The 23531-nt window shown below is 39.6% G+C and carries 15 protein-coding genes; 7 read left to right on the top strand and 8 right to left on the bottom strand.

Annotated elements, in window-relative coordinates; genetic code table 11:
• Positions 1-90: 90 nt before the first annotated feature.
• Positions 91-1884 (bottom strand): RagB/SusD family nutrient uptake outer membrane protein, encoded by a 1794-nt coding sequence (locus EFY79_RS03130; protein ID WP_123119199.1) that lies wholly within the window; start codon positions 1882-1884, stop codon positions 91-93.
• Between the two features lie 18 nt (positions 1885-1902).
• Entirely contained in the window at positions 1903-5127 is a 3225-nt protein-coding gene (locus EFY79_RS03125) for a SusC/RagA family TonB-linked outer membrane protein (protein ID WP_123119198.1), read from the bottom strand.
• An 800-nt stretch (positions 5128-5927) separates the two neighbouring features.
• On the opposite strand from EFY79_RS03125, the gene EFY79_RS03115 reads away from it, so the two are divergent.
• Both EFY79_RS03115 and EFY79_RS03110 read left to right on the top strand, forming a co-directional pair.
• Positions 5928-6689 (top strand): sterol desaturase family protein, encoded by a 762-nt coding sequence (locus EFY79_RS03115; protein ID WP_123119196.1) that lies wholly within the window; start codon positions 5928-5930, stop codon positions 6687-6689.
• 103 nt (positions 6690-6792) lie between these two features.
• Positions 6793-6996: a cold-shock protein gene (locus EFY79_RS03110; protein ID WP_123119195.1), complete on the top strand. Its 204-nt coding sequence runs from the start codon at positions 6793-6795 to the stop codon at positions 6994-6996.
• A gap of 182 nt (positions 6997-7178) precedes the next feature.
• Here EFY79_RS03110 and EFY79_RS03105 read toward each other — a convergent pair whose 3' ends face one another.
• Positions 7179-7400 (bottom strand): PspC domain-containing protein, encoded by a 222-nt coding sequence (locus tag EFY79_RS03105; protein ID WP_123119194.1) that lies wholly within the window; start codon positions 7398-7400, stop codon positions 7179-7181.
• Positions 7401-7614: 214 nt separating this feature from the next.
• Positions 7615-9312, bottom strand: a complete 1698-nt coding sequence (locus EFY79_RS03100) for an LTA synthase family protein (RefSeq protein WP_158605135.1) — start codon at positions 9310-9312, stop codon at positions 7615-7617.
• 550 nt (positions 9313-9862) lie between these two features.
• On the opposite strand from EFY79_RS03100, the gene EFY79_RS03095 reads away from it, so the two are divergent.
• Both EFY79_RS03095 and ccsA read left to right on the top strand, forming a co-directional pair.
• Positions 9863-11122 carry a c-type cytochrome gene (locus EFY79_RS03095; protein WP_123119192.1) on the top strand — a complete coding sequence of 420 codons (1260 nt, stop codon included), beginning with the start codon at positions 9863-9865 and terminating at the stop codon, positions 11120-11122.
• A 194-nt stretch (positions 11123-11316) separates the two neighbouring features.
• Positions 11317-14583, top strand: coding sequence for a cytochrome c biogenesis protein CcsA (gene ccsA / locus EFY79_RS03090; protein ID WP_123119191.1), 3267 nt, complete (start codon positions 11317-11319; stop codon positions 14581-14583).
• Between the two features lie 230 nt (positions 14584-14813).
• On the opposite strand, the gene EFY79_RS03085 is transcribed toward ccsA, so the two are convergent.
• The 3 genes from EFY79_RS03085 to porW all read right to left on the bottom strand — a co-directional run bounded on the left by EFY79_RS03085 (position 14814) and on the right by porW (position 21246).
• Positions 14814-15644, bottom strand: coding sequence for a DUF6263 family protein (locus EFY79_RS03085; RefSeq protein ID WP_123119190.1), 831 nt, complete (start codon positions 15642-15644; stop codon positions 14814-14816).
• A gap of 123 nt (positions 15645-15767) precedes the next feature.
• Positions 15768-18194, bottom strand: coding sequence for a penicillin-binding protein 1A (locus EFY79_RS03080; protein WP_123119189.1), 2427 nt, complete (start codon positions 18192-18194; stop codon positions 15768-15770).
• A 52-nt stretch (positions 18195-18246) separates the two neighbouring features.
• Positions 18247-21246: a type IX secretion system periplasmic lipoprotein PorW/SprE gene (gene porW, locus EFY79_RS03075; RefSeq protein ID WP_148041839.1), complete on the bottom strand. Its 3000-nt coding sequence runs from the start codon at positions 21244-21246 to the stop codon at positions 18247-18249.
• Between the two features lie 193 nt (positions 21247-21439).
• On the opposite strand from porW, the gene EFY79_RS03070 reads away from it, so the two are divergent.
• Positions 21440-21652: an AtpZ/AtpI family protein gene (locus tag EFY79_RS03070; RefSeq protein ID WP_123119187.1), complete on the top strand. Its 213-nt coding sequence runs from the start codon at positions 21440-21442 to the stop codon at positions 21650-21652.
• Positions 21653-21681: 29 nt separating this feature from the next.
• Here the strand turns inward: EFY79_RS03070 and EFY79_RS03065 are convergent, their stop codons facing one another.
• Positions 21682-22257, bottom strand: a complete 576-nt coding sequence (locus EFY79_RS03065; protein ID WP_123119186.1) for a hypothetical protein — start codon at positions 22255-22257, stop codon at positions 21682-21684.
• A 231-nt stretch (positions 22258-22488) separates the two neighbouring features.
• Between EFY79_RS03065 and EFY79_RS03060 the strand changes: the two genes are divergently transcribed.
• Both EFY79_RS03060 and EFY79_RS03055 read left to right on the top strand, forming a co-directional pair.
• A complete protein-coding gene (locus tag EFY79_RS03060; RefSeq protein ID WP_123119185.1) occupies positions 22489-22890 on the top strand; it encodes a hypothetical protein in 402 nt (133 codons plus the stop codon).
• Positions 22883-23512, top strand: a complete 630-nt coding sequence (locus EFY79_RS03055; protein ID WP_123119184.1) for a SprT-like domain-containing protein — start codon at positions 22883-22885, stop codon at positions 23510-23512. Before EFY79_RS03060 ends, EFY79_RS03055 begins: the two co-directional genes overlap by 8 nt.
• The last annotated feature ends 19 nt before the right edge of the window (positions 23513-23531 follow it).

Here is a 23531-nt window from a genome sequence, read left to right as displayed (position 1 = left end):
CCGTTACCGATGGGCCGACCATCATCATCTACATAGCATTAAATAATAAAATCAAAGAACTAATTTGTATTCATTATTTATTCGTGACACTCAATAGCCAGGATTCTGAACCAATTTGGGATTTTGAGCAATCACCGGTTGAGGAATAGGATTCAAATACATTTTCATATTAAAAACATGTGGATGGTTTAAAGGAATAACTTCATACTTCCATACACCACTGTTATTAGTCGGCGATGTATTGGTAATCTTCATCGCATGCCTGTCCACACTCAGTACTTTATCAGCAATTTTCCACCTGATAATATCGTAGAAGCGTTTGTTTTCGAAACACAATTCTACTCTTCTTTCGTGATGAATGGCCTCGCGCATTTGCGACTGATCCAAACCATCAGGAAGCGGCGGAAGGTCAGAACGTTCCCTTATTTTATTGATGGCATCATAAACAGAAGCATCGGGACCGACGGCTTCGTTCTGGGCTTCTGCATAGCCCAATAAAACTTCTGTATAACGGAAATAGACGTAATTGGCACCGCTGACATTTCCACCAGGCCGCACAAGCGGGTTCAGTTTCTTCTTAAAATAATATGCCGTATTTCCTACGTCATCACTGGCAAAATCAATCTGGTTTTTAGAAGGATTGACCTGATCAATGCGTGTATAAATCGTATCCTCTTTAGGCATCCAATCCATCTTGTAAGGAGCGCCATCGTAAACTATCCATTTATAAAATCTGCGTTCACGGTTCACGTAAGGATGTTGCGGCTCATAACCCGAAGTTGGGTCAGTAATGGCCTTACCATTTGCCATAAAAAATTGATCTACGAGTTCCTGCGTAGGACAATAATTTCCCCATGTGTAGTAATTGTTGAGAATCCATACCGGGCCACCGTATTGCTCAAAGGAGGAGCCGAATGTATTAGCTACATATTGCCGGTCAAAGATTACTTCTGAGTTATATTCATTTGCTTCGAACCAAAGAGTGGAATCTTCCGGAAATAATTCATATGGGGAGCCATTGCCATAGTTATCTATGAATTGTTTAAAAGTAGCTGCAGCAGTAGCCCAACGTGAAGCATCTACATTACCGAAACCAGCTAAATTATTAGGATCCGGACCTCCGGGTGCGGTAGCGGAATTATAGGCGGGGCTGGCAGCATTAAGCTGAAGCCATCCTTTTAACATTAAGGCCGCTCCAAGGGTTGCTCTGCCGGCATTGGCATCTCCCCCGTTGTATTTTACGGGAAGATAACCATCGTTAACTACCGAGTCTAAAGATGCTGTAAGGAAGTTTAGTGTTTCGGCATAGGTACTTCTTGCGGTGAACAGCGTAGTAGTATCCTCACGGGATTGCGGTTCAGTAATAATAGGTACGCCCCCTAAATGCAGGAAAAGATTGGAGTAATAAAAAGCTCTTAAGAAGCGGGCTTCATCTAGTCGTTTATTGAACCAATCCGCCGAAAAATTTTGCTTATTTGCCGTAATCTTTTGAATGAAGAGATTACACTTTCTAATCGTACTATACGAGGCGGTCCAGTTAAAACGATCTATATCTGCCGGGCCGGCATCACCTCCCCAAATGCTATAATTGGTAGAGGCCGGATTAACGATGCCTTGCTTGAAGTTGTTGGAACCATAATAAAATCCGGCGTCATTATCGTCAGTGAAATTGTCAAGGTTCTCAGGCGAATTATACATGCTCGGAAGGTTGTTATACAGATCATTTAGATAGATATCCGCATTGCCCTCCGAGGCCCATTGCGTGTCATCCGTCAACTGCGTCTTTTTTACATTGTCCAGGAAATCTTTTTTACACGAATACAGGCTTATGGCAAGGATTAGTACACTACTGCAAAAAAGAAGGGATTTTTTATATGATTTCATATCTATTAGTTTTTATTGTTAAAATGAAGCATTTAAACCAAAAATAAATGTCCTCATAAGCGGGTATCCCGTTTCACCATTCGTTTGCGGATCAGTGAATTTAAGATTGCTTGCTGTAAACACATTTTGCCCGGTTGCATATAGTCTAAGTCTTGTCATTCCCACTTTTTTGCTTGCACTTTCAGGTAACGTATATCCAATGGATGCAGTCCTTAGCCTGAGATAACTGGTTTGAACGATCCAGAAATCACTTGACTGTGTATTGTTAGCGTAGGGATTCTGGTTAGCCCTTGGATATTTAGCGCCCTGGTTGTCTGGTGTCCACCTGTTATTATAATATTCGTAAGTAGAATTACTGTTATTATTGAAAAAAGGAACAGTGTAAAAACCTTGTACATTTCGGCTCGACATAGCAGCCCCCTGGAAGAATAAGGTCAGATCAAAGCCTTTCCACGCAGCAGTAAGATTTGCACCATACACAATCGCCGGAATAGTCGGATCACCAATCACTGTTTCATCATAGGAATCAATTTTTCCATCCGGTTTTCCATCCGGGCCACTTATATCAGCATATTTAATATCACCGGGATGCAGGGTGCCAAATTGAGCCACATTATAGCCATCTTCACCATTGATAATGCCATCATTATTCTTGTCATCAGCAGTGCTAAATAAACCAAGTGAGTGGTATCCAAATTGTGTCTGGAACGGACGCCCTGTTCTGCTACGGTTCGGACTATTTTTGGTGGTCGGCGTTTCGTAAATCTGGATCAATTTATTCTTTGCGTAACTGAAGTTTCCATCAATTCCAAGCTGAAGTCCGTTGCTAAGCCTTTTCTGCGACCCTAATGTAATTTCAAACCCGTGGTTTTCCATAATGCCTGCATTTTGCTGGGCAAGGTTCAAACCATATTCAACCGGAACGGTAACCTGTGGAGCAAGTAACATACCGGTGCGTCTTTCACCGAAGTAATCTGCTTCGATTCTCAGTAAACCCCTCCATAAATTTGCTTCAAAACCAATATCTGTTTTGGTTGAAACTTCCCATGTAATGTTAGGATTTGGCTCCAAGTCAGTATATGAACCCTGCACCAGGGTACCGCTACCAAATGCATAAGAAGGGCCATAAAGATTGTATCCACTCAAATATTGAAAAGGTCCTCCCCCAAGGGCGCCTGATTTACCCCACGAAGCTCTGAATTTCAAATAGTCAAGATTTTTTAACGATTGCATAAATTTCTCGTTGGAGGCTACCCATCCAACTGAGAAAGCAGGAAAGTATACCCACCGGCTTCCGGGAGCAAAATAGTAGTGCCCGTCATAACGGCCCGAAGCCTCAAAGAGGTACTTATTGTCATACCCATAGTTTAGACGATAAACATAGCCTATCTGGCTTCCTGTGCTCGATCCGCCACCGTTATCAAAATCTTTTCTGTCGGAGCTACCAAGGCTAAGCTCATCAATATTGACAGCAAAATTGTTCCTGCGGGCATTGAATTCCAACTGCTTATTATTTTTAGCTTCCGCTACTACCAGCCCGGTTATTTCACTTTTCCCAAAGGTGTTATGGTAATTCAGGTAGGCGTCGTAAGTGTAGCTATTGTTTTGATAATAGTGTTCATTGAGCCATGTATAAGTGGCCGCACCGCCTTCTTGTGTAGAAATTGCCTGAGTGTACGTATATGGAGTAGTGCTCACATCCTGCGACCAGTAATAAAATGGCCTGTGCCATTGCTTCTGGAAAAAGTTGTAAGGATCATAGCTAAATGTACCTTTAACGCTTAGGCCCTTGATGAACGACAGCTTTTGTTCGATGGCAATGGTGCTCAAAAGACTTGTAGTATTTTGATTATTATAACCGCCGGAATTTAAAACCCCTAAAGGCGCGTTTCCGGCAAATTCTCCCCATTTACCGTTGCTGTATAGAAGAGGTTGAATCGGAACAAATTTATAGACACCCCTTAAAAGGTTATCGGTGCTGGAAGCCACATCCACATTATCTGTTTTTTCGTAAGAACCATTTATTGATAAAGAAACGAGGGTTGTTGGCGTTACATCTACATCCACGTTAACATTATAATTGTACCGATTATAACCAACGGGATCAAACAAGCCCTTCTGGTTATAATAACCTAATCCTGCAAAGTAGCGTACGTGATTTGAACCTCCGCGAAGCTGCATATCAGCCTGGTACATTGGCGCGTTTTTATTTACAACTGTATTGTATGCGTCAGTAATCGGATGCAGATCGGGGTTTTGCTTATTTAGTTGTGTATAGTTATTAATCAGACTATCTGGAAATTGCAGATTCGTACTCCCCGGATGCTCATTAAGAAAAGCCTCATTTCGAAGACGCATATAATCCACTGCACTAAGCATTTTAGGAACATAGGTCGGCTGTTGAACACCATAATAGCCCCCAAAAGTCAGTGTGGGTTTGGTAGAATTCACACCTCTTATAGTGGTAATAAGAATTACTCCGTTTGCTCCGCCAAGGCCATACGGAGCAACAGCAGCCGCATCTTTAAGTACCGTTACACTGGCAATTGCATTTGGATCAACCTGGCTGATGTTATCCCTGATAACACCATCTACAACGATCAAAGGCTTGACAGTACTCTTCCCATTATTATCCACCGCATTGGTACCGATACCCCTGATGTAAATATCTGAATTATCAGCACCTGGCCGTCCACCATTCGCATTCACTATTACGCCGGATACCCTGCCGGCAAGTGCGTTTGAAATATTGGCAACAGGAGCCTGCGCTAATTCTTCTCCTTTTACAGATGAGATTGCCGCCGTAGAAGACACCTTTTTCTGTGTGCCATATCCAACCACGATTACCGTCTGCAATGATGCATCAGATGATGTTAATTCAACAACCAGGTCGTTTCCGGAGCTGGATGGGCTCACTTCTCGAGTTACGTAACCAACATAGGAAATTACAAGTATTGAGTTTTGATTACGCACATTAATAGTAAATTCTCCTTTGGAATTTGTTAATGTGGTGTTTGTAGTTCCTTTTTCAGTAATGGTAGCTCCTGTAAGAGCAACGCCTTTGTCATCGACAACCTTACCATGAATAGCTATAGCCATATTTTTTGAAATGGAAGGGCCGTTTTCGTTGCCGCTCTCTTTTGCAAATGAGCTTAGGTAACATGCAATAAAAAAAAGCAAAAGAGAATGTTTAATTAAAAATCTCTTATTTAAAATAGGATGTTTAATAATGATTTTTCGCATAATAATGTTTGTTTAGTGTGGAAAAACGCTTTTAAAGCTGATTATTTTCAGCGTATTTTTTTATATTCTTAAAAATTATGTGTTGTTCATACATTTAAAAGTTTGGTGAAAAAAAATTTTATTTATAGGTGAAAGAAGATGTTAATGAGCCAATAATCAAACAGTGCCTGTTAATCCATAAAAGCACTATATAACAAACCATGGGGGAGCCGGTAAAAAGCTTATTCATTTTAAAGTAGTTGTTATTTTAATTAATAAAGTTATTCCCCGTGAAGAGGAAAAACATCTCAAATATTCTTTTTAGGACATGCTGTATATCAAGCTAAATCATAACACGTTGTGAAACCTCAAGCAAAATTTTTCGCGCTATCGATTGCATAAAAAAACTTTATAAAATTTGTAAACAAAGGGCATACCATGTTTAAAATAAGCCTGTTTGTTTCATTGCAACCGATTTCTTAAAAAATAAAAATAGGATTTTTTTATTATAACAACAATTTTTTGTTAATTTTTTTTTAAACGATTGCAGTAAATCCTTTGCAGATTTATATTTCTTATGGGGGCAAGGATGCTGGAAAGAAGTTTTGAAAAATATTTTCTGGAAAATTAAAAACAACGTGCACTTCAATTTACATTCAGAGCTGAATCGCCTAGGCTACGTTTATTCGAAGCGTTAAAAAGAATGTGTGCAAACGTGTTACAGTAAACAAATAAATATCCTGATTTGGTATTTTCTAACAATCAGGTAAACCCTAAACGTTACTTTTGACAAACTTATCATTTTCTCTATTTTACAAAAAATGAATTTACCCGATTTTGCTTCCGGTTATTGGCCATTGGTGCTTACTGTGTCCTTCTTCACGGTGATTACCCTGCGGTATTTTTTAGTGGCGGGAATATTTTATCTTATTTTCTATAGCTGGTTTCGAAAAAAATATGAAGCCAAAAAAATTAATAAAAAAAGTTATAAGCCAGGGCAATTTAAAAAAGAAATTAAATACAGCTTAATCAGTTCTATAATTTTTGCAATGGCGGGCGTCGCCACCGTTATCCTTTGGCAAAAGGGCGATACAAAAGTTTATACAAAAATTGATTTATTTGGCTGGTGGTATTTGCCCGTAAGCCTTTTAATCTATATGCTTTTGCAGGAAACTTATTATTATTGGATTCACCGGTGGATGCATATCCCGGTTGTTTATAAAATCGTTCATAAAATTCACCACGACAGCCACATCGCTTCGCCGTTCACAGCTTTTTCATTTCATCCGCTGGAAGCTTTGCTACAGGCCGTTTTTTTACCGGTTCTTTTAATTTTTATACCAATTCATTATTTTATCATTATCATCCTGCTCGTTCTGATGACTTTCAGCAGCGTCATCAACCATCTTGATATCGAGATTTATCCAAAAAAATCTTTTAATTCGTGGGGCAAATGGGTAATTGGCGCCACCCATCACGCGCAGCATCATAAATATTTTAAATACAATTTTGGTCTTTACTTCACTTTCTGGGATAGAATAGAAAAAACAGAGGCAGTTAAAACGCCAAATAATAAAGGCTAAAAACAATTACCTGTTAATTAAGATTAAAATCAGAGAACAAAATTCCCATTTTTGCTGAGAAAGATTACCTTCGCGGTTAATTTTTTACAAACAACAAAACAAAATGGACAACAAAAACACAGGAACCGTAAAATTTTTCAATTCCGAAAAAGGATTCGGTTTTATCAAACACGATGATTCTTCAAAAGAGACATTTGTGCATGCAAGCGGACTTATTGATGAAATTAAAGAAAACGACAAAGTGGAATTCGACTTGCAAAATGGCAAAAAAGGAATGAATGCCGTTAATGTGAAATTAATCGGCTAAAATCGATATTTCAAATTGCAAAAGGGCAGCGAAAGTTGCCCTTTTTTTATGCCGTTTTCAATTCCGGTAAAAAAACAACTATGCCGGATTTATATTCTACCTGATGGCGGCGGCAGTAAACGGATAAATGTTCTTTATTTATATTTTGCAACAGGAAAAGCAAAGCACAAGGCCCATACAGTTTACAAATAACGCAGCGGATTTCTTCTCGAATTTTTGATATAATTTTTGATGTTCATCCAGAACGCGAGAATTAAATAAAAAATAACCGGCGAGCCAAAGGTGAGAAAAGATACATAAATAAAATAGCGGCGGATTTCGGAGGTGGCAATTCCCATTTTTTCTCCAATGGCGGTGCAAACACCGAAAACATGCCACTCGATAAAATCTTTTATTTTATACATTGATACAGAATTTTCTAAAAATTATAATGACTCCTATTTTAATTCCCCTGGTTGATTTAACGGAGGATCTACATTAATATTTTATTAAACCATCCAGTGTAAATTTGGCAACAAGCCCACTCGCAGCTATCTGAGTAATTCTGCCATTAAGAATCGAAAATCAAAGATAATGACAAAAATCAAAAACTTCCCTTTTGCTATGCACCAATATCCGTCAACGGTTCAAAAAATCCTGGTATGAATATTCCATGTATGCTTTGCCAAATTTTATTTGAGAGGTATCAAATCCGGGGGAAATAAAAATAGGCTTGCGCGACACATTATCCATAGTTTCCGTTCCCTTTGGTGTTACAAACCCAAAGCCGTTATTGAACGAATAAAACGCAAACGATTTAGCCGAAGAATCCAGCAAATCCTTACCCCACTTAAATTGATCGACTGGCAGATGAAGCTGGTCTAAAAGTGTGGTAGCAATATCCGTTTGTGATCCTATCGTACCTATCTTTCCCTGAATTGCAAGTGCACCGCCCGAAAAAATTAAAGGAATATGAAACTTTGATGGCCGGTCGTTAGGGTCATTACCGGGCAGCGGATGGCCATGGTCAGCTACCATTACAATCAATGTATTGTTCCATAATGGAAGCTGTTTAAACTGCCTGATAAAACTTCCGACAATACTATCTGTATAATATACTGAATTTTTAAAAAGCGAAGACCGGTCACTTCCTTCAAATTTCGTTTTCATCGGTACATCATAAGGTTCGTGGCTGCTGAGCGTAAAAAGCGTAGCAAAAAATGGCTGCTTTTTGTTTTGAATATCTTTATAAAACCAGTCAAATACATATTGGTCATGCACGCCCCAGGAGGTAGTGCGTTCAGAAATGGGAAATGAATATTTATCTGTCAGTTGTTCCATTTTAATATTAATGAGATAAGATTTTATATTGGCAAATTCCAGCTCGCCGCCATAAGTAAAGCTTGACTGGTAACCGGTTTTTGCAAGTGATTGGTTTATCGAGGGCAGCTTTCTTGTTTTTGTCGGCGTTTTTATAACGGAGGTGACTGCCTGGTTTGGATAGCCGCTCAGAATGGCTACCTGGCCCTTTTCGCTCCTGTCGCCCGCTGCATAAATATTTGTAAACAGCAATCCGTTGGCTGCTATGCTGTCAAGGTTGGGCGTTACGCCAGGCACACCGCCAAGGCATCCCACCCATTTGGCGGTAAAACTTTCTAAAATGATAATGATAATATTGGGCTTTTCGACCGTCAAAATAGAAGGAATCCTTTTTGGGCCTGTAGCATACAAACTTTCCACAAGCTCTTTTGCTTTTTGAGGCGGAAAATAGTCAAAGGGATTGTGAGGATTGTGCCGGTTCAGAATGGAAAACACAACATTCCAGGGTAAATTAACAGCGGCATGATCTGCAAATATTTTCTCTGAAAAATACGCATCACTGATGTTCATCGGGATTTTTTGAATGCCCCCGCGAATAGGAATAAATAAAAAAGCCAATAAAAAAAGAGGTAGAAAAATGCTGAAGAAAGTGATACGTCTTACAGTAAACGCGGAAAAAATGTCAAAACGTTTTTTATACAAAAAAATAAAAATTCCAGCGATAAAAACAAAAATAATTGCCAGCAGGAACACAGGAGCAGTGGAAATAGTAGCGCCCATTTCTTCCGGTGTTTTGAAATACTGAAGTGGTGTGGAATCCATGCGAAAGCCCCATGCATTGTATAATTCGAGGTCGGCAATTATTAAAAATGAAATGATTACTACCAGCACGTAGGTATAAATCCGAATTATCTTTTGAATTTGAAAATTGGGGACAATAGATTTAATTAAAAACAAAAGAAAAGGAAGGATGCAAATGTAAGCGGTGAAAGATGCGTCCATTCTGAGGCCATACAAAAACACTTTGAAGATTTCTATGCCGGTTAGTGTTTCCGTTAAACGAGCATGATAAAATAAAAAAGCGACTTTCGCGGCAATAAAAAACAAAATCCAATATAAAAAGTAGAAAAAGTAAGGCCGATATTTTTTCACAGTGCGAAAGTAATAATTATCACGTTCGGCTTTTTTCAAAAAACGTTAATAAACCTTCCTTGTTTTATCAAATTAAAGTTTGGTTTATTTGATTCATGAAACGAAACCCATAGCTTCATCTGACAATATTATACTGCAATTTATTTTTATTTGGATATGCCTTAGTTTGGTGGTTCATCTTTATCTGTTTACTGCATATAAGCTTAATCTGAATCTAAAAGCCTCCAGCTTTCCCTTCCTGCGTGTATCCCCAGCTTTTTAAAAATTGTTTTGAGCTTTACGGGTTCAAAAATTATTGTCATGTTTTTGTAACCTAATTGAATCTCATTAACTCTATCCTTAATAAACAGTAAGCCTGACTGAGTATCTCAGCAAGGGAAATTCTTCTATTTCACAATAAATAAAAAAAAAGTTTATGAAAAAAAAATTTGCGATTCCTGCGCTGCTGCTGCTCGCAACGTTAGGTTTCTTTAGTTGTACAAAAAGTGATATTGGCCACGTTCCACCCGTAAAAGGCGGTTTAGATTTACCTCCATTGGACCAGGAATTGGTTAAACAAGGGCAACAGGTATTTCGATACTGGACCTTCGGTGATGAGACGTTCTGGACAGATGTGTTACAGATGAATAAAGTGATAGAAACCGCTGTGGACCCAACTACCGCCTTAAGTGTGGGTTTAAAAGTAGATGCTACTGCTATACCTGCCGCTGTTGTTGCCGGTATACAGGACGGATCGGTAAGTCTCACTGATCCACAAACAACTCTTGCGTTGATATCATTAAATGCCGTTGTTGGGGTAAAAGGAGAAGTTAGGAAGGGAGCAGATGGAAAGTTGCATTTGGATAGAGTGGGCATTACCTGTGCACTCTGTCATTCAACAGTTGATAATTCATTCGCTCCCGGTATAGGCAGCCGGCTGGACGCATATCCCAACAGAGATTTAAATCCGGGTTTAATTATCTCTCTGTCTCCGGCCTTAACCCCGACTCAGAAAGCAACTTACGCTTCGTGGGGCACTGGCATGTACGACCCAAGGTTTAACCATGACGGCCTGAGTAACCCGGTTGTCATCCCGCCTGCGTTTGGCTTATACGGTATTCCTAAAGCGATTTTCACCGGTGATGGCGATGTAGAACATGAACCTGTAGGACCTGTGGCTTATTGGAACAGGTACGTGGCGGTTACCCAAATGCATGGGCACGGTTATTTTGCTGATCCGCGTCTTGACAATTGGGTAGTTGATCACAGGGAAAATGATGATTTGGTAACCGATAAACTGCCTGCTTTGCAAGCGTATCAATATTCTATTTCAGCACCGGCTCCGCCAGCTAATTCTTTTAATGCTGCTGCCGCTGCCCGGGGAAGAGTGCTTTTTATTGGAAAAGGAAAGTGTGCAAGCTGTCATTCCGGCCCTTTATTTACTGATGTTACTGATGGTGGAAAATTACATCCTCAAAGTGCATCGGTAGCATTGGATAAAGATTATGTAAAACGGTCGGCCACCAAACAATGGAGAGTTACCCCATTAAAAGGTATTTGGCAACACCCGCCTTATTTTCACGATGGTTCTGCAAAGACCCTGGCTGATGTAGTGGCAAGATACAACCAGGAGAGAAATCTTAGGTTAAGCGACGCCGAAAAAGCTGACCTTACTGAATACCTGAAATCTCTGTAAACAGGTAAGGTAAAAGATAAATACCTTAAGCTTGTCAGTTTTTGTTGTTTTATATGCATCTTTTTGCGGAACCAATTTCCTAAAAAGAAAAACCGTAAAAAGATGCTTTTACTATATCAGGTTGGGCTTAATTGAAGTGTTCAATTTTTAAGACCACCGCGTAGTCAGTACTATGTCTAAATCATTGCAACGAAATGAAACGTTTAAAAAAAATCCTGTTTTCCACCCGCACCATGACGGTTCTTTTACTGTTATTTGGTATTTCCATGGCGGTGGCCACTTTCGTTGAAAATGACTATGATACTGCAACTGCAAAAACACTAATTTATAATTCTACATGGTTTGAAATTCTGATGCTATGGCTGATCGTTTTGTTTGCCGCAAATATTAAAACTTACAGGCTTACACGGAGAGAAAAATGGCCGCTGCTGGCATTTCACCTGGCGTTTATTTTTATGTTTATCGGAGGCGCTATCACACGCTATGCCAGTTTTGAAGGGCAAATGCCGATTAAAGAAAATGAGACCTCCAACGAAATTATCAGCGACCTCACGTATTTCAAACTGAATGTAACCGATGGAAACAAAACACTCAGTTATGATAAATATCCCTACATGATGTCTTATTTTAATTCTAAAGATACCAGGTGGCCATTCAAAAGAACTTTTAAACAGGATTACCAGTTTGACCATAAAATCATTTCTTTAAAAACCCTTGATTATATTCCGTTAGCGAAGGACTCAGTTGAAAAAACAGAATCCGGAAAGAAGATGCTCAAGGTTGTATCTATAGGACAAGGAGGCAGATTAAATAATTATATTTCCGAAGGAGAAGTCAAAAACATTGATGGAACGATGTTTAGTTTCAATAACCCGGTGCCGGACGCGGTACAATTAATGGAAAGGGATGGTATCATTACAATTAACCTCCCAATTGATGGACAATATATGTCTATGGAAGGACAGCAAATGGGCGTGATAACTGATTCTGCGTTATTAGCTGAGCATTCGGGTAATATAAGAGCGAATGAGCCCGCTACTTTAAATCACAGGGCGCTTTACACGATTAACAATACCAATTTTATTATCCCTCAAAGCGCTTTCAAAGGAAAAATAGTCTATTACAACGGGGACAAAAACAGCCCGGCCGATAAAAATCTTTTGTCGGCTATCCAGGTGCAATTAAGTTCACGTAATGAAACCGATACACTGTTGATCAAAGGTGGAAAAGGCGTTACCGAATTCAATAAAACTGTATCGATCAACGGCCTGAATGTCTCTTTGGGATTTGGTTCCAAGATACTTTATACTGATTTCTCTTTACGTTGTGATGATTTTCTGCTTGACCGTTATCCCGGCTCAAATAATCCATCCTCGTATGAAAGTAAGATAACCGTAATTGATAAAGGAACGGAGAAACCGCATCATATTTACATGAATAATGTAATGGACTACCGCGGCTACCGGTTCTTCCAGGCAAGTTATTTCCCGGATGAAAGCGGAACCATCCTTTCCGTAAATGCCGACAGGTGGGGTACAAACATTACCTATTTGGGATATTTTCTTTTGTTTACCGGGATGTTTTTCACGCTGTTCTGGAAAGGCACTCATTTCTGGAAATTGAATGAGTCATTAAAAAAAATGCACACAAAAAATCTCATCCTTCTTCCTTTTTTATTGCTTTTGGGTGCAGGAATAAATCCTTGTTTTGCTCAGAATAGCACAATCGTAACAACTTTCCCGCAACGGCAGCCGGGGCCAAACGCACAGTTTGCAAAACCTGGCGAGCTTGGAACCAATAGGATTATTGACCCGGTGCATGCTGAAAAATTCGGGCATCTGCTGGTGCAGGATTACCAGGGACGAATTGAACCTATGGATACGCACACATTAGAATTGCTCAGAAAAATTTACAAGAAAGATAAATATCAAAAAGGAGCAATTACTATTTCTTCAGAACAATGGTTTATTTCTATGCAGGTTGATCCTGGTTTTTGGGCCAATGAACCACTGATAAAAGTAGGCCAAAAAGGAGGTGACGAACTGATAAAAGAAGCCGGCGCCAATGCGGAAGGTTATACTTCTTATGCCAATTTAGTGGACCCAAACACCGGGAATTTTAGGTTGGAAAAACAATACAACCAATCTTTCAGCAAGCGAAAAGCCAACCAGTCTAATTATGACAAAGCTGTCATTGAAATGACAGAACGATTCAATATTTTCAGCAGTGTCGCCTTTGGATATTATACTCAAATTATTCCGGTGAAAAAGGATCCGGCACAAACATGGAGAAGCTGGATCTATAGTTCCGACAAAAACGTTGTAGAAATTGACCAGGCAGCTTTACCTCTTTTAACCGATTATTTCAATGCAGTAAAAGAAGGTTTGAAAACCGGCAACTGGAACAAAGCGGATAAAAGTATGGAAGACATCAGTGAATACCAGCAGGTTTGGGGTAAAAAGATTGTTCCTTCATCCTCAAAAGTGAATTTGGAAATTCTCTATAATCATTTGAACATTTTCTTTTGGCTGATGATAGTTTATAGCTTATTAGGTATGTGCATGATCATGCTTGGTTTTGCAGAAGTGTTTTCGTCAGGGTCAAAGTATAATCGCATGCTCCGCATTCTGACAAAAACCTTTTTATCGATAATGGTTGCCGCACTGGCCATTCAGGCGATAGCTTTAGGTGTTCGCTGGTATCTTTCCGGTCATGCGCCATGGAGTAACGGTTATGAGGCGATTGTATTTATTTCAGGAATCGGTGTTCTTTCGGGATTGCTCTTGTATAGAAATCGCAATGCCTTTATTCCCGCAGCCGGAGCTTTGGTCGCCATGATCATGATGGGATTTGCACATGGCGGATCCATGCTCGATCCGCAGATCACGCCATTGGAACCCGTTCTGAAATCCTACTGGCTTATGATTCATGTAGGCATCATCACTTCCAGTTACGGATTTTTTGGCTTGTCGGCAGTATTGAGTACAATTTCATTAATTCTCTTTAGCGCAAAACCAACTAAAAAAACAAAACATTCCATCAAGGAAATGACCATCGTCAATGAAATGGCTTTAACCGTCGGCCTCTTTGCCCTTGGCGTGGGCACTTTCCTGGGCGGAATGTGGGCCAATGAAAGCTGGGGAAGCTATTGGAGCTGGGATCCCAAAGAGACGTGGGCATTTATATCGGTCATATTTTATGCCGTGGTACTTCACCTGAGATTGGTTCCGAAGCTTCGCGGAAAACTGACTTTTAATATTGTAAGCCTGTGGGCGATATGGTCTATTATATTTACTTATTTCGGAGTAAATTATTATTTGTCCGGGTTACATTCCTACGCTGCCGGTGAACCTATGCCGATTCCCGCCTGGATTTATATTACTGCAGCATCAATGCTCACTTTATCTTTGGTAGCTTATTTTAGAAGCAAAGGATTTAAGAAACAGAAAGCGCAGATATAGAATTTGTAATTTTCAGAAGGGAATACGAAAAATAAGGGGGAATATAAAAAGCTAAAATTTGTTCGTCTGCTGGAAGTATTTTAAGAGTTAACAGGTTCGAAACCTGCTAGTTCTTTTTGGAAACGGGCAGCTTATAAATAATTAATAATCTGTACTACAAAGCTTTATTCCTCATAAAAAGAAGCCCCGCAAAACAAATCGCAGGGCCGATATTTAACTGAAAAATTTTATTATAATTCTGTAACTGTCGTATTCGAAATGATTTTCGTGGACATCGGAAACTCCTGCCCCATTGCCGTAACCGTGCCCGCAGCATCCGCTTTGGTAGTACCTGATTGGATTACACCGGTTTTCAAATTTACCTTTTCTTCCCCGGAAGATTTGCCACTTGTCTTTACAGAAATTTCCATTCCGTTTTGTTCCATGGAAGTAGCTATTGAATCAACAGAATCAAAAGAAATGGTAGCAACATTTCCGCTGATATTTTGTATGGTATAATTAATAGTTTTTGATATCCCGTCATTGCTGGTTTTCTCTGTCCAGGTGGAGCCGACCTTCGCATTTTCGGGCAACGGTAAAAAAGCCAGTTGGGTTCCAAAAGCGTTTTGTGTAAGATATAATTGCTTGGCGATTTCACTCATTGCAGTGTCCTTGTCATCAAAAGTTACTTTTCCGGAAGCATCCATTTTCATATCTTTTGCATTGCCAATAAAATCTTTTAATGCCGAACCGAATGGCCCGTTCATATCGTCTTTATTTTCTGAATCAAACTTCATTTCCTGGCCCATCATAGTCATATTGGTGGTGAGCTTGGAAATGGTGCTGCTCAGGTTATATTCAGATCCGGATTTCCCTTTTACCTGGATATTATAAGTAGAAGATACGTTTACGGCTGATTCCATAGTTTGGCCCTGGATGTTAGTTGTGCTATTGGATTGTAATGTATTTATTACCTGGTATTTTTTGTTTTCCGGAAGTTTTAATCTCGTTTTAGTCTGCGTTAACGCGCTTGTCGTCACAAAGAATAAAGCGGCTGGTAAAATAACTTTTATAAGTTTCATGCGATTTTATTTTTTTGTTTTTGAATGGGCAAATATAGGTTTAGCAAACGTGTTTAAATTAATTATTATCGTTTAGATGAAACGGGTATTTACATAACCTGACTGCTGCTTTTTGACTGAGCGCTAATAATCCGTAGCGGCATTCTGGCCCTTCTTCGGCATCACATTTTTGAGTTTTTTCTCGGGCTCGTTAGCCGCAGGTGGATTGGGTATATAATTTTTAGGGCCGATGGGCTTGGCTGTTTCTTTTGGTTGCACTTTGGGCATTACCGGTTTTGTAAAATCCGATTCAACAGGAATATCAGAAGGCGGTGCATAATCGCTTGCATTGCCGTTGCCCTGCACATCTGCAGAATCTATTCCGTGGCCTTCCTGGGATAGGGCCGCAAAATTCTGGTCGGCATAAATAGGATTATTATTCAACTCAACCGGTTTTTGGAAGGTAGCCCTCGGGTCGATTCCAAGCGATTTATCTTCATATACTTTTTGCATAAAATAAGCCCATTCAGGCATCGCCATATCGCTTCCGCCCCCGGTTCCGTATTTTGGCAAATGCAAAAACGGATCATCATTTCCTACCCACGCGCCTGCCAGCAATTGTGGCGTATAGCCAATAAACCATCCATCCGTATTATCATTGGTAGTACCAGTTTTAGCACCCATTTCACTTTGAATATTAAACCTCCATCGCATAGAACCAGCGGTACCATAATTTACTACTCCTTCCATCATTTTTACCATGGTATAAGCATCTACTTCGCTAATTACTTGTTTTACTTTTGGTTCAAAAGTCTGCAAAATGTTTCCGTTCTTATCTTCAATTTTTGTAAGATAGATTGGTTCTGTATTAAATCCCCTGTTAGGAAACATGGTGTAAGCCTGCAGCATCTCAATTAACTGGATGTCGGCAGAGCCTAAGGCAATGGAAGGCACTTGCGGGATATTACTTTTAATGCCACACAAGTGTGCGAACTCCACTGTCTTTTTTGGTCCGATGCGGCTCATTAAGTCGAAAGCAGCTACATTAATAGATTTAGCCAGGCAATAAGCCATGGTGCCTCCCGGGCCGGTAATCGTTTTATTGGCCAGCGTAATTGGCTTTCCACCAATATAGCTATCAGGCGTCATCCCGGCATCGGTAATGGCTAACGTGTAAAGGATTGGTTTGAATGTGGAACCCACTTGCCTGTTGGCTGTAACATGATCGTATTTAAACCATTTAAAATCTATGCCGCCTACCCATGCTTTTACTTCACCGGTAACAGGATCCATTGCGCAAAAGCCGGTCTGCATCATCTGCTTACAATATTTGATGGAATCAATAGGCGTCATCACCGTGTCTGTTTCGCGTTTTTTATTCCACGCAAAAATTTTCATGCTCACCGGCTTGTAAAAGGATTTTTTGATTTCTTCTTCCGAAGCGCCATTTTCTTTCATATTTTTCCATCGCTCTGTTTCTTTCATTGCAGCATTTAAAATATAATCCTGCCCTTTCCATACATTTTTAGATAACTGGCGGTTAAAATTCTTTTGCATTGATGTCATGTGTCTGACTACCGCTTCTTCAGCATACAACTGCATTTTGGGATCGATAGTGGTATAGATTTTCAAGCCATCTTTGTATAAATCATACTTCTCGCCCGTAGCCGGATCCTTATGTGTATTGCACCAGTCCTGCAATTTTTTTGTCAATACCGATCTAAAGTAGGGTGCTATTCCCTGGCTTTCGTTCACCAGCTTATATTTTACATCAAGAGGTTTTTTCTTCAAGGCGTCCGCTTCTGCTTTGGATAAATCATTATTGGTCACCATACGATCCAGTACTAAATTTCTGCGTGCCAGCGCAGCTTTAGGGTTATGCCTTGGGTCGTACCTTCCCGGGCCGCTAAGCATTCCTACTAACAGCGCCGCTTCGTCAGGAGTAAGTTTTGACGGTTCTTTTTGAAAATACACCAGGCTGGCATTCCTGATGCCATATACATTGAGCCATGAAACCCGGTTTAGATAAAGCGAAATGATTTCCTGCTTCGTGAAATTGCGCTCCAGCTTAAGCGCTACAATCCATTCTTTAATTTTGTCAATCCCTCTTTTTAAAACAGGAACATGATTTTCCTGCCCAAGAATTTTTTTTGCGAGTTGCTGGGTAATCGTGCTGGCACCTCCTTGTTTTCCAAATCCTTTAATGGCGCGGCCGAGAGCGATGGGATCAATACCTGAGTGGTCATAAAAACGAACATCTTCAGTTGAAATCAATGCGTCAATCACGCTTTTTGAAATATCCTTATAATCTACCTGCACCCTGTTTTCCGTATAAATTTTACCCATCAGGGTTTTACCGTCATTGGCATATATTTCTGTCGCAAGATTGGCCTGTGGATTTTCTAATTCTTCTAATGATGGCAATTTGCCAAAAACGCCAAAATAAGCCGAGGCGAGCACAACGATAAATAAGGCGAACCCTGCAGCCACAATGGTCCACAATATTTTTACGCTCGCTTTTACTTTGGAAACTTTATTTTTATTTACCTTTTTCCGCTGGGGAGTTTGCATTTTTTCTTTGCTTTAAAAACCGAAAAATATTAAATAATACTGAAAGGAATATTTAAAATTTTCCGGGATACTTATTATCCAACAGATCGATGTAATTCTGTAAATTTTTATTCTCTTTTAAAAATTGCAGGTTGCTGTCAGAGATGATGTAAAATTTATATTTCTGGGCAGGCAGCCAGGATATTTGCGAAGGCGCCGCCTGCTTTAGTTTGTCCATATATTTCATTGCTTCCTGCGCGTCAACGAATTGAGAAAATACCAAAATTGTTCGTTCACTGTCTAAAGTGTCTTTCAAAATTTCGATTTTGTTGGTACTGTAGCTCTGGCTGTTCATCCTGTTGAAAGCATTTCTCGCTTCGCTGCTATATACCGGGTCCACTTTCGTTAAAATCATTATTACATTCTGTGGCTCCAAAGGATCAAAAATAAAGCCCGATTTTTTTACCGGAGGCGCTAACTTTTTATCCGGATTTAATTCCACGTGGGCGGCAGCTACCTTCTCATTTTGTACTTGTGGCTTTTCTGTAGTAATTACAGGCGAAGCAAGCTTGTTAACCGGCTTCGAATCATCAAAAACCACTACCTGCGAGTCTTCTTTCGCCCTCACGATTTCCAGGTTCGTAAGATATTTTTCAATACTGTCGCGACGCGATAAAACATCCACCATGGTTTTTGCCTTTTCTTCCATCGCCGTGCCGGGATAGTTAGCAATTATCTGCTTTAAAACTTTTGTCGCCGTGCTATCGTCCTTTTTTTGAATGTAATATACCGACTGAATGTACAATAGTTGCGGGTTCCAATAGCTTTGGCCATAGAGGCTGTCTGCGGCAGCTTTTTCTTTTATTGCCTCATCAAATTTGCCCTCTATAAACAAATTATAAATTCTGTCGTACCTGTTTTGGGCAGCCGTGTCATTTTTTGTAGGATTAAACATTTCAGGATGCAAAACACGCATCGCATATTTACTGTCTGCGTAATTTTTTATCAACAGATTTTTGTAATGATCGGCCAGTTCATTGTTCCCGATTTTGCGATAGCAATAAGAAAGATTCAGGTATAATTCGCCGCCGTACAAACTATCAGGAAACCTCTTTAACGAATGCTCATAGGCTTCTATGGCGGCATAATAATCTTCAAGAAGCATTTGATAATCTTTGCCCACCTGGAACAAGGCACGCGCCACTTTTACGTTGCTGGTATCCAATGCCGGAGTCGTTAAAGGAAGATTGGCGCGCAGGCCTTCAACAGAAACATCGACCTGTTCAGGCTCAGCTATCACCTCTTCTTTTCCGCCCGAAGCAGCGGCAGTCAGGGGGTCTTCATATGCGGCGCCTTCATTTTGCTGCCTGCCAGCGATTGTGGCGCCCTGGCTTGAGGAAGACCTACGCCAGTTATCCACATTCTGTCGCTTGCCCCAGATTCTTTTAAACTCGGTAAGCCCCTGGGCTTTAATAGAATTATTATAAAAATACCAATCCCCTTTTTGGGTATTATTTCCATAAAAATTTTGCGACATATTCCGGTTAGTAATAAAAGCCCCGGAAGGATTATATTCATTCATGTCTTCTTTCAATCCCCGTTCCTTCATTAATCTTTTTGATAATTTCTTAAGGAAATTATCTCTCTCAGCCGCAGGCATAGCGGCTATAAGCTGCAGGCTGTCTTCACGATCAATAATGTTCAGGCTTCTGACCACATGAGCGAGGGCATTCTTTCTCGCCTCTATATCAGCAAAATTTTCCAGCGTGGTATCCCCGGCCTGAAGGCTGTCATAAAAATTATAGGATTGTTTATAATTTCTAAGCTGGTAATTGATTTCAGCCAGGTTCAAAAAAGCTTTATTTTTCAATGAAATGTTTTCCTGGTTAAAAAGCGTGCTCGTTTTGTAAAATGAGAGCGCGGCGCTGGTATCCGGCTTTAACATCGCTAATTGTGCCGCCGAATAGTAAATAATATCCCGGTAGGGTTCAAATTTATCTTTACGGGCCATTCGTACCAAACGATCAATTCCGCTTTCAATTTCTGCCGGGTCTTTACTTTTCAACATCTTGGCCTGGTTCAGGTTGGCATAAATATCCATCAAAGGATCGGTAGTATGATGGATGGCAAGGCTGTAATATTCTGACGCCGTATCCTGTTTATCATTCATCTCATAAAGCTGACCCAGCAAATATTCACGCCGCGCCTGGTCTTGCAAATCCAATGAATTCGGAAGCGAGTTTTTCAGGTAGCCAATAGCACTGTCATACATTTTTTGTTTAAAAAACCAATACCCCTGCACTTCCTGGAAATAGGACTGAAGGCGCTCAGGAAACTGGGGGTCATTTCGCAGGGTGTTAATAATTCCGGCAGCTTCAGGATAATCTCCTTTATCGGTTAAGGTTCTTATTTGCCAAACAAGCGCATCATTTCTGCTCGGTGGCCTTGAAAAAATCTTATCTACCAAGTTCCTGTCTTCCGGGCTCGACACAGAAAGAGCGCTATTGCCGCTGTTCTGATTGCTTCCCACGATCACCTGGTCATCATCATCTTTCTTTTTCTTTGGATGAAGATTAAAATTGATAAACTGAAAGGTCATTGCTGCTGAATCAAAATCTTTTCTCAGGTAATAAGCTTCGCCGATTAACAAATAAAAATTATCTACCCAGTTGGTACGCAGATCGTGTAACAAAATACCTGCAGTAGCTTCCAGGATTACTGAATCAAGCAAAACTTTCTGGGAAGCTGTATTTTCGAGTGAATAGCTATAATACGGAATCAATTGCGAATAATCATCCTTAGTAGCCAGGCGGCCCAGCTCAATGGCGCTGTTTATTTTATTATTGGCGTTGAAAAAGTAATTATAGTGGCTTGTGGTATTTTGAATAAACCGTCCTCCAAGTCCCAGCTTTTTATCCTGCGGTCTCTCTGATCTGAGCGGCTTATCTTTAAATTTTTGCGGCTTATCTTTCTGTAAATCAAAGGTAATTTTGCCAAGTTGAGCATGGGCGTCCGGGTTTAAAAAAATAAAGATCAATAATATTGGTAGTAGCTTAGTGATCCGGATTTTCATCAATAATTTGAATTTGTTGGAAATAAAAAACAGCAAAATTGTTCGTTTACTATTAGCAAACTTAATTTTTGCAAAATTATTTTAAAAATACGGTTATTTTCAGCTAATATGTTACTAAATGCAGGCCAGGAGTTATTTTTAACAACATAGTTTGTTAGTAAGAATCTCTATCAACATTGAAATACATTAAGTTTTGAAAACCAGGAAAGAAACAAACAGCGAATTAATAAAATATGCCGGAATGGGTATGCAATTCCTGGCCGGAATTGGCCTCGGCATTTTCTTTGGCTTCAAGGCAGATGAATGGCTCAACATTTCTTTTCCACTGCTGGTTTGGCTTCTGCCGCTTCTTATCATCATCAGCATGACGATAAAAATAATCAGGGATACTTCCGGTAAACCATAACTCAACGCCTTTTTCAAACTTCTATTCACTTATGATGGTATGTTTGCCCGCCAGTTTTGCTGGTGACTAATCAGGCGGAATAATAGCCCTGCACATAAAAATAAGGCGGCAAAAAATGTATTTACACCTAAAATTTCAATTACTGAGCTTCCGGGATATTTGTACATTTCGCCCGATAACTGGATTATGGCGAAAATCATTATTGCAATTGCAGAAATGAACATTACCCACTGAAGGCGTTGGGGCGTGAACTTCGAAATATAAGTACCGCCAATTAAAATCACAAAAACACCTATGTACATCAGGTTGGCAAGATTAGGCCCTGAGCCAATAAGGCCTACGGCAAGATTTACCCAAATCAATAAAAAAGAAGAAAGAACCGCTATGGAGATGGCAAGACGAAAAATGAAATTTGAGGAGCGCCTTGTCATTATATAAAATAAAAAGCCGGTTCCAAATATCAGGCTGCCCATAATTATGAAATCAAATTCATTCCAATTTACCTCGTTGGTAAATTGCATGGCAATAAACGGAATTAATAACAAAGAGATAGTTATTGCAAAAATCCAAAAAACCGGGCGGAATAAATTTCTTTTCTTTTCCATGATTTTATTTTTTATTTAATTGAAAGTACTTTGAAATACAAAGTAAATATATAAAATCCGTACTTTCAAAAAAATGGTGCAATTTTTTTTAAAAGATTTGACAGCAAAAATTTTATTTTCTTATGCAATTTAAAAAGTGCGAATGCCTAATTTTTGTTTCCTTTGCGATGGTGCAGAAAAGTAGCGTTTTGTTTTTTGAAAGCGGCAGATTATAAATAAATCAAATTGAAGATGATTCAATCTCTTGTAAAAAAATTTATTCCCGTTATCGGGCTTTTTCTTTTCATCAATTTAATTATTTTCATTTTCTTCAATTCATTAAAAGAAGCCGGATTTAATGTGGCATTTTTAATAGTTGCCAATATTGTCCTGTTTCTGTTGACGTTTTTTGGCTTTTACATTCAAACCAGGGGCGTGCGCTCTACAAATATCAATGCATTTATCAGAGGCGTTTATTCGTCCCTTTTGCTGAAAATGTTTGTAATCGTGGGCGCTATTTTGATTTATATTGTTGCAATGGGCGGTGAAGTGAACAAGCCATCAATTTTGACCTCGCTGGGTATTTATTTGGTGTATACTTTTACGGAAGTGGTACAATTAATGAAAATAGCGCGAAAGAAGCCAGATGCCTAAAAAAGAATCCCCTTTACGACAACTCAGCATTTACCTGCCCGAAGGTGCTTATGAAGACGTAGCCTATTATTTAATAGAATTTAAAGTTCACCTCACCATCACCCGTGAGCGAATGACCAAGCTTGGCGATTATCGTAATAAGCACCATGACAAGAATCATCGCATCAGCGTAAACGGCAATCTCAATAAATATTCTTTCTTAATCACTTTGCTGCATGAGCTTGGCCATCTTGTAGCGTATGAAAAATACGGAAACCGGATACTGGCTCATGGCGCTGAATGGAAAAGTGAATTCGGAACAATATTGGCGCGGTTCATCTCGAAAAAAATCTTTCCGGCTGACATAGAAAAAGAATTAGCAAGAACGTTGAAAAACCCTGCGGCAAGCTCCTGCGCAGAGGCGCAACTCACCAGAATTTTAAAAAAATATGACCCACACAAGCCGGGCATTTATTTACTGGAAGAATTGCCTGACCAGAGCCTTTTTTTATTTAAAAACGGATTGGTTTATCAAAAAATAAAGAAAATCAGAACCCGGTTTTTATGCAAAGATATTTCGTCGAATAAACAGTTTCTATTTAGCCCGATTACCGAAGTGCAATTGGTAAATCAAACCCGGTAAAAAGATAAAAAATTCAGAT

Source organism: Hanamia caeni (assembly GCF_003721595.1).
Taxonomy (GTDB): Bacteria; Bacteroidota; Bacteroidia; order Chitinophagales; family Chitinophagaceae; genus Ginsengibacter; species Ginsengibacter caeni.
Note: the sequence above shows the minus strand (reverse complement) of the source record. Positions and strands in the feature narration are given on the sequence as shown.

Bases quoted from the DNA above. Each gene is read 5' to 3' on its own strand.
- EFY79_RS03130 (WP_123119199.1), bottom strand. From the start codon at position 1,884: ATGAAATCATATAAAAAATCCCTTCTTTTTTGCAGTAGTGTACTAATC.
- EFY79_RS03125 (WP_123119198.1), bottom strand. From the start codon at position 5,127: ATGCGAAAAATCATTATTAAACATCCTATTTTAAATAAGAGATTTTTA.
- EFY79_RS03115 (WP_123119196.1), top strand. From the start codon at position 5,928: ATGAATTTACCCGATTTTGCTTCCGGTTATTGGCCATTGGTGCTTACT.
- EFY79_RS03110 (WP_123119195.1), top strand. From the start codon at position 6,793: ATGGACAACAAAAACACAGGAACCGTAAAATTTTTCAATTCCGAAAAA.
- EFY79_RS03105 (WP_123119194.1), bottom strand. From the start codon at position 7,400: ATGTATAAAATAAAAGATTTTATCGAGTGGCATGTTTTCGGTGTTTGC.
- EFY79_RS03095 (WP_123119192.1), top strand. From the start codon at position 9,863: ATGAAAAAAAAATTTGCGATTCCTGCGCTGCTGCTGCTCGCAACGTTA.
- ccsA (WP_123119191.1), top strand. From the start codon at position 11,317: ATGAAACGTTTAAAAAAAATCCTGTTTTCCACCCGCACCATGACGGTT.
- EFY79_RS03085 (WP_123119190.1), bottom strand. From the start codon at position 15,644: ATGAAACTTATAAAAGTTATTTTACCAGCCGCTTTATTCTTTGTGACG.
- EFY79_RS03080 (WP_123119189.1), bottom strand. From the start codon at position 18,194: ATGCAAACTCCCCAGCGGAAAAAGGTAAATAAAAATAAAGTTTCCAAA.
- porW (WP_148041839.1), bottom strand. From the start codon at position 21,246: ATGAAAATCCGGATCACTAAGCTACTACCAATATTATTGATCTTTATT.
- EFY79_RS03065 (WP_123119186.1), bottom strand. From the start codon at position 22,257: ATGGAAAAGAAAAGAAATTTATTCCGCCCGGTTTTTTGGATTTTTGCA.
- EFY79_RS03060 (WP_123119185.1), top strand. From the start codon at position 22,489: ATGATTCAATCTCTTGTAAAAAAATTTATTCCCGTTATCGGGCTTTTT.
- EFY79_RS03055 (WP_123119184.1), top strand. From the start codon at position 22,883: ATGCCTAAAAAAGAATCCCCTTTACGACAACTCAGCATTTACCTGCCC.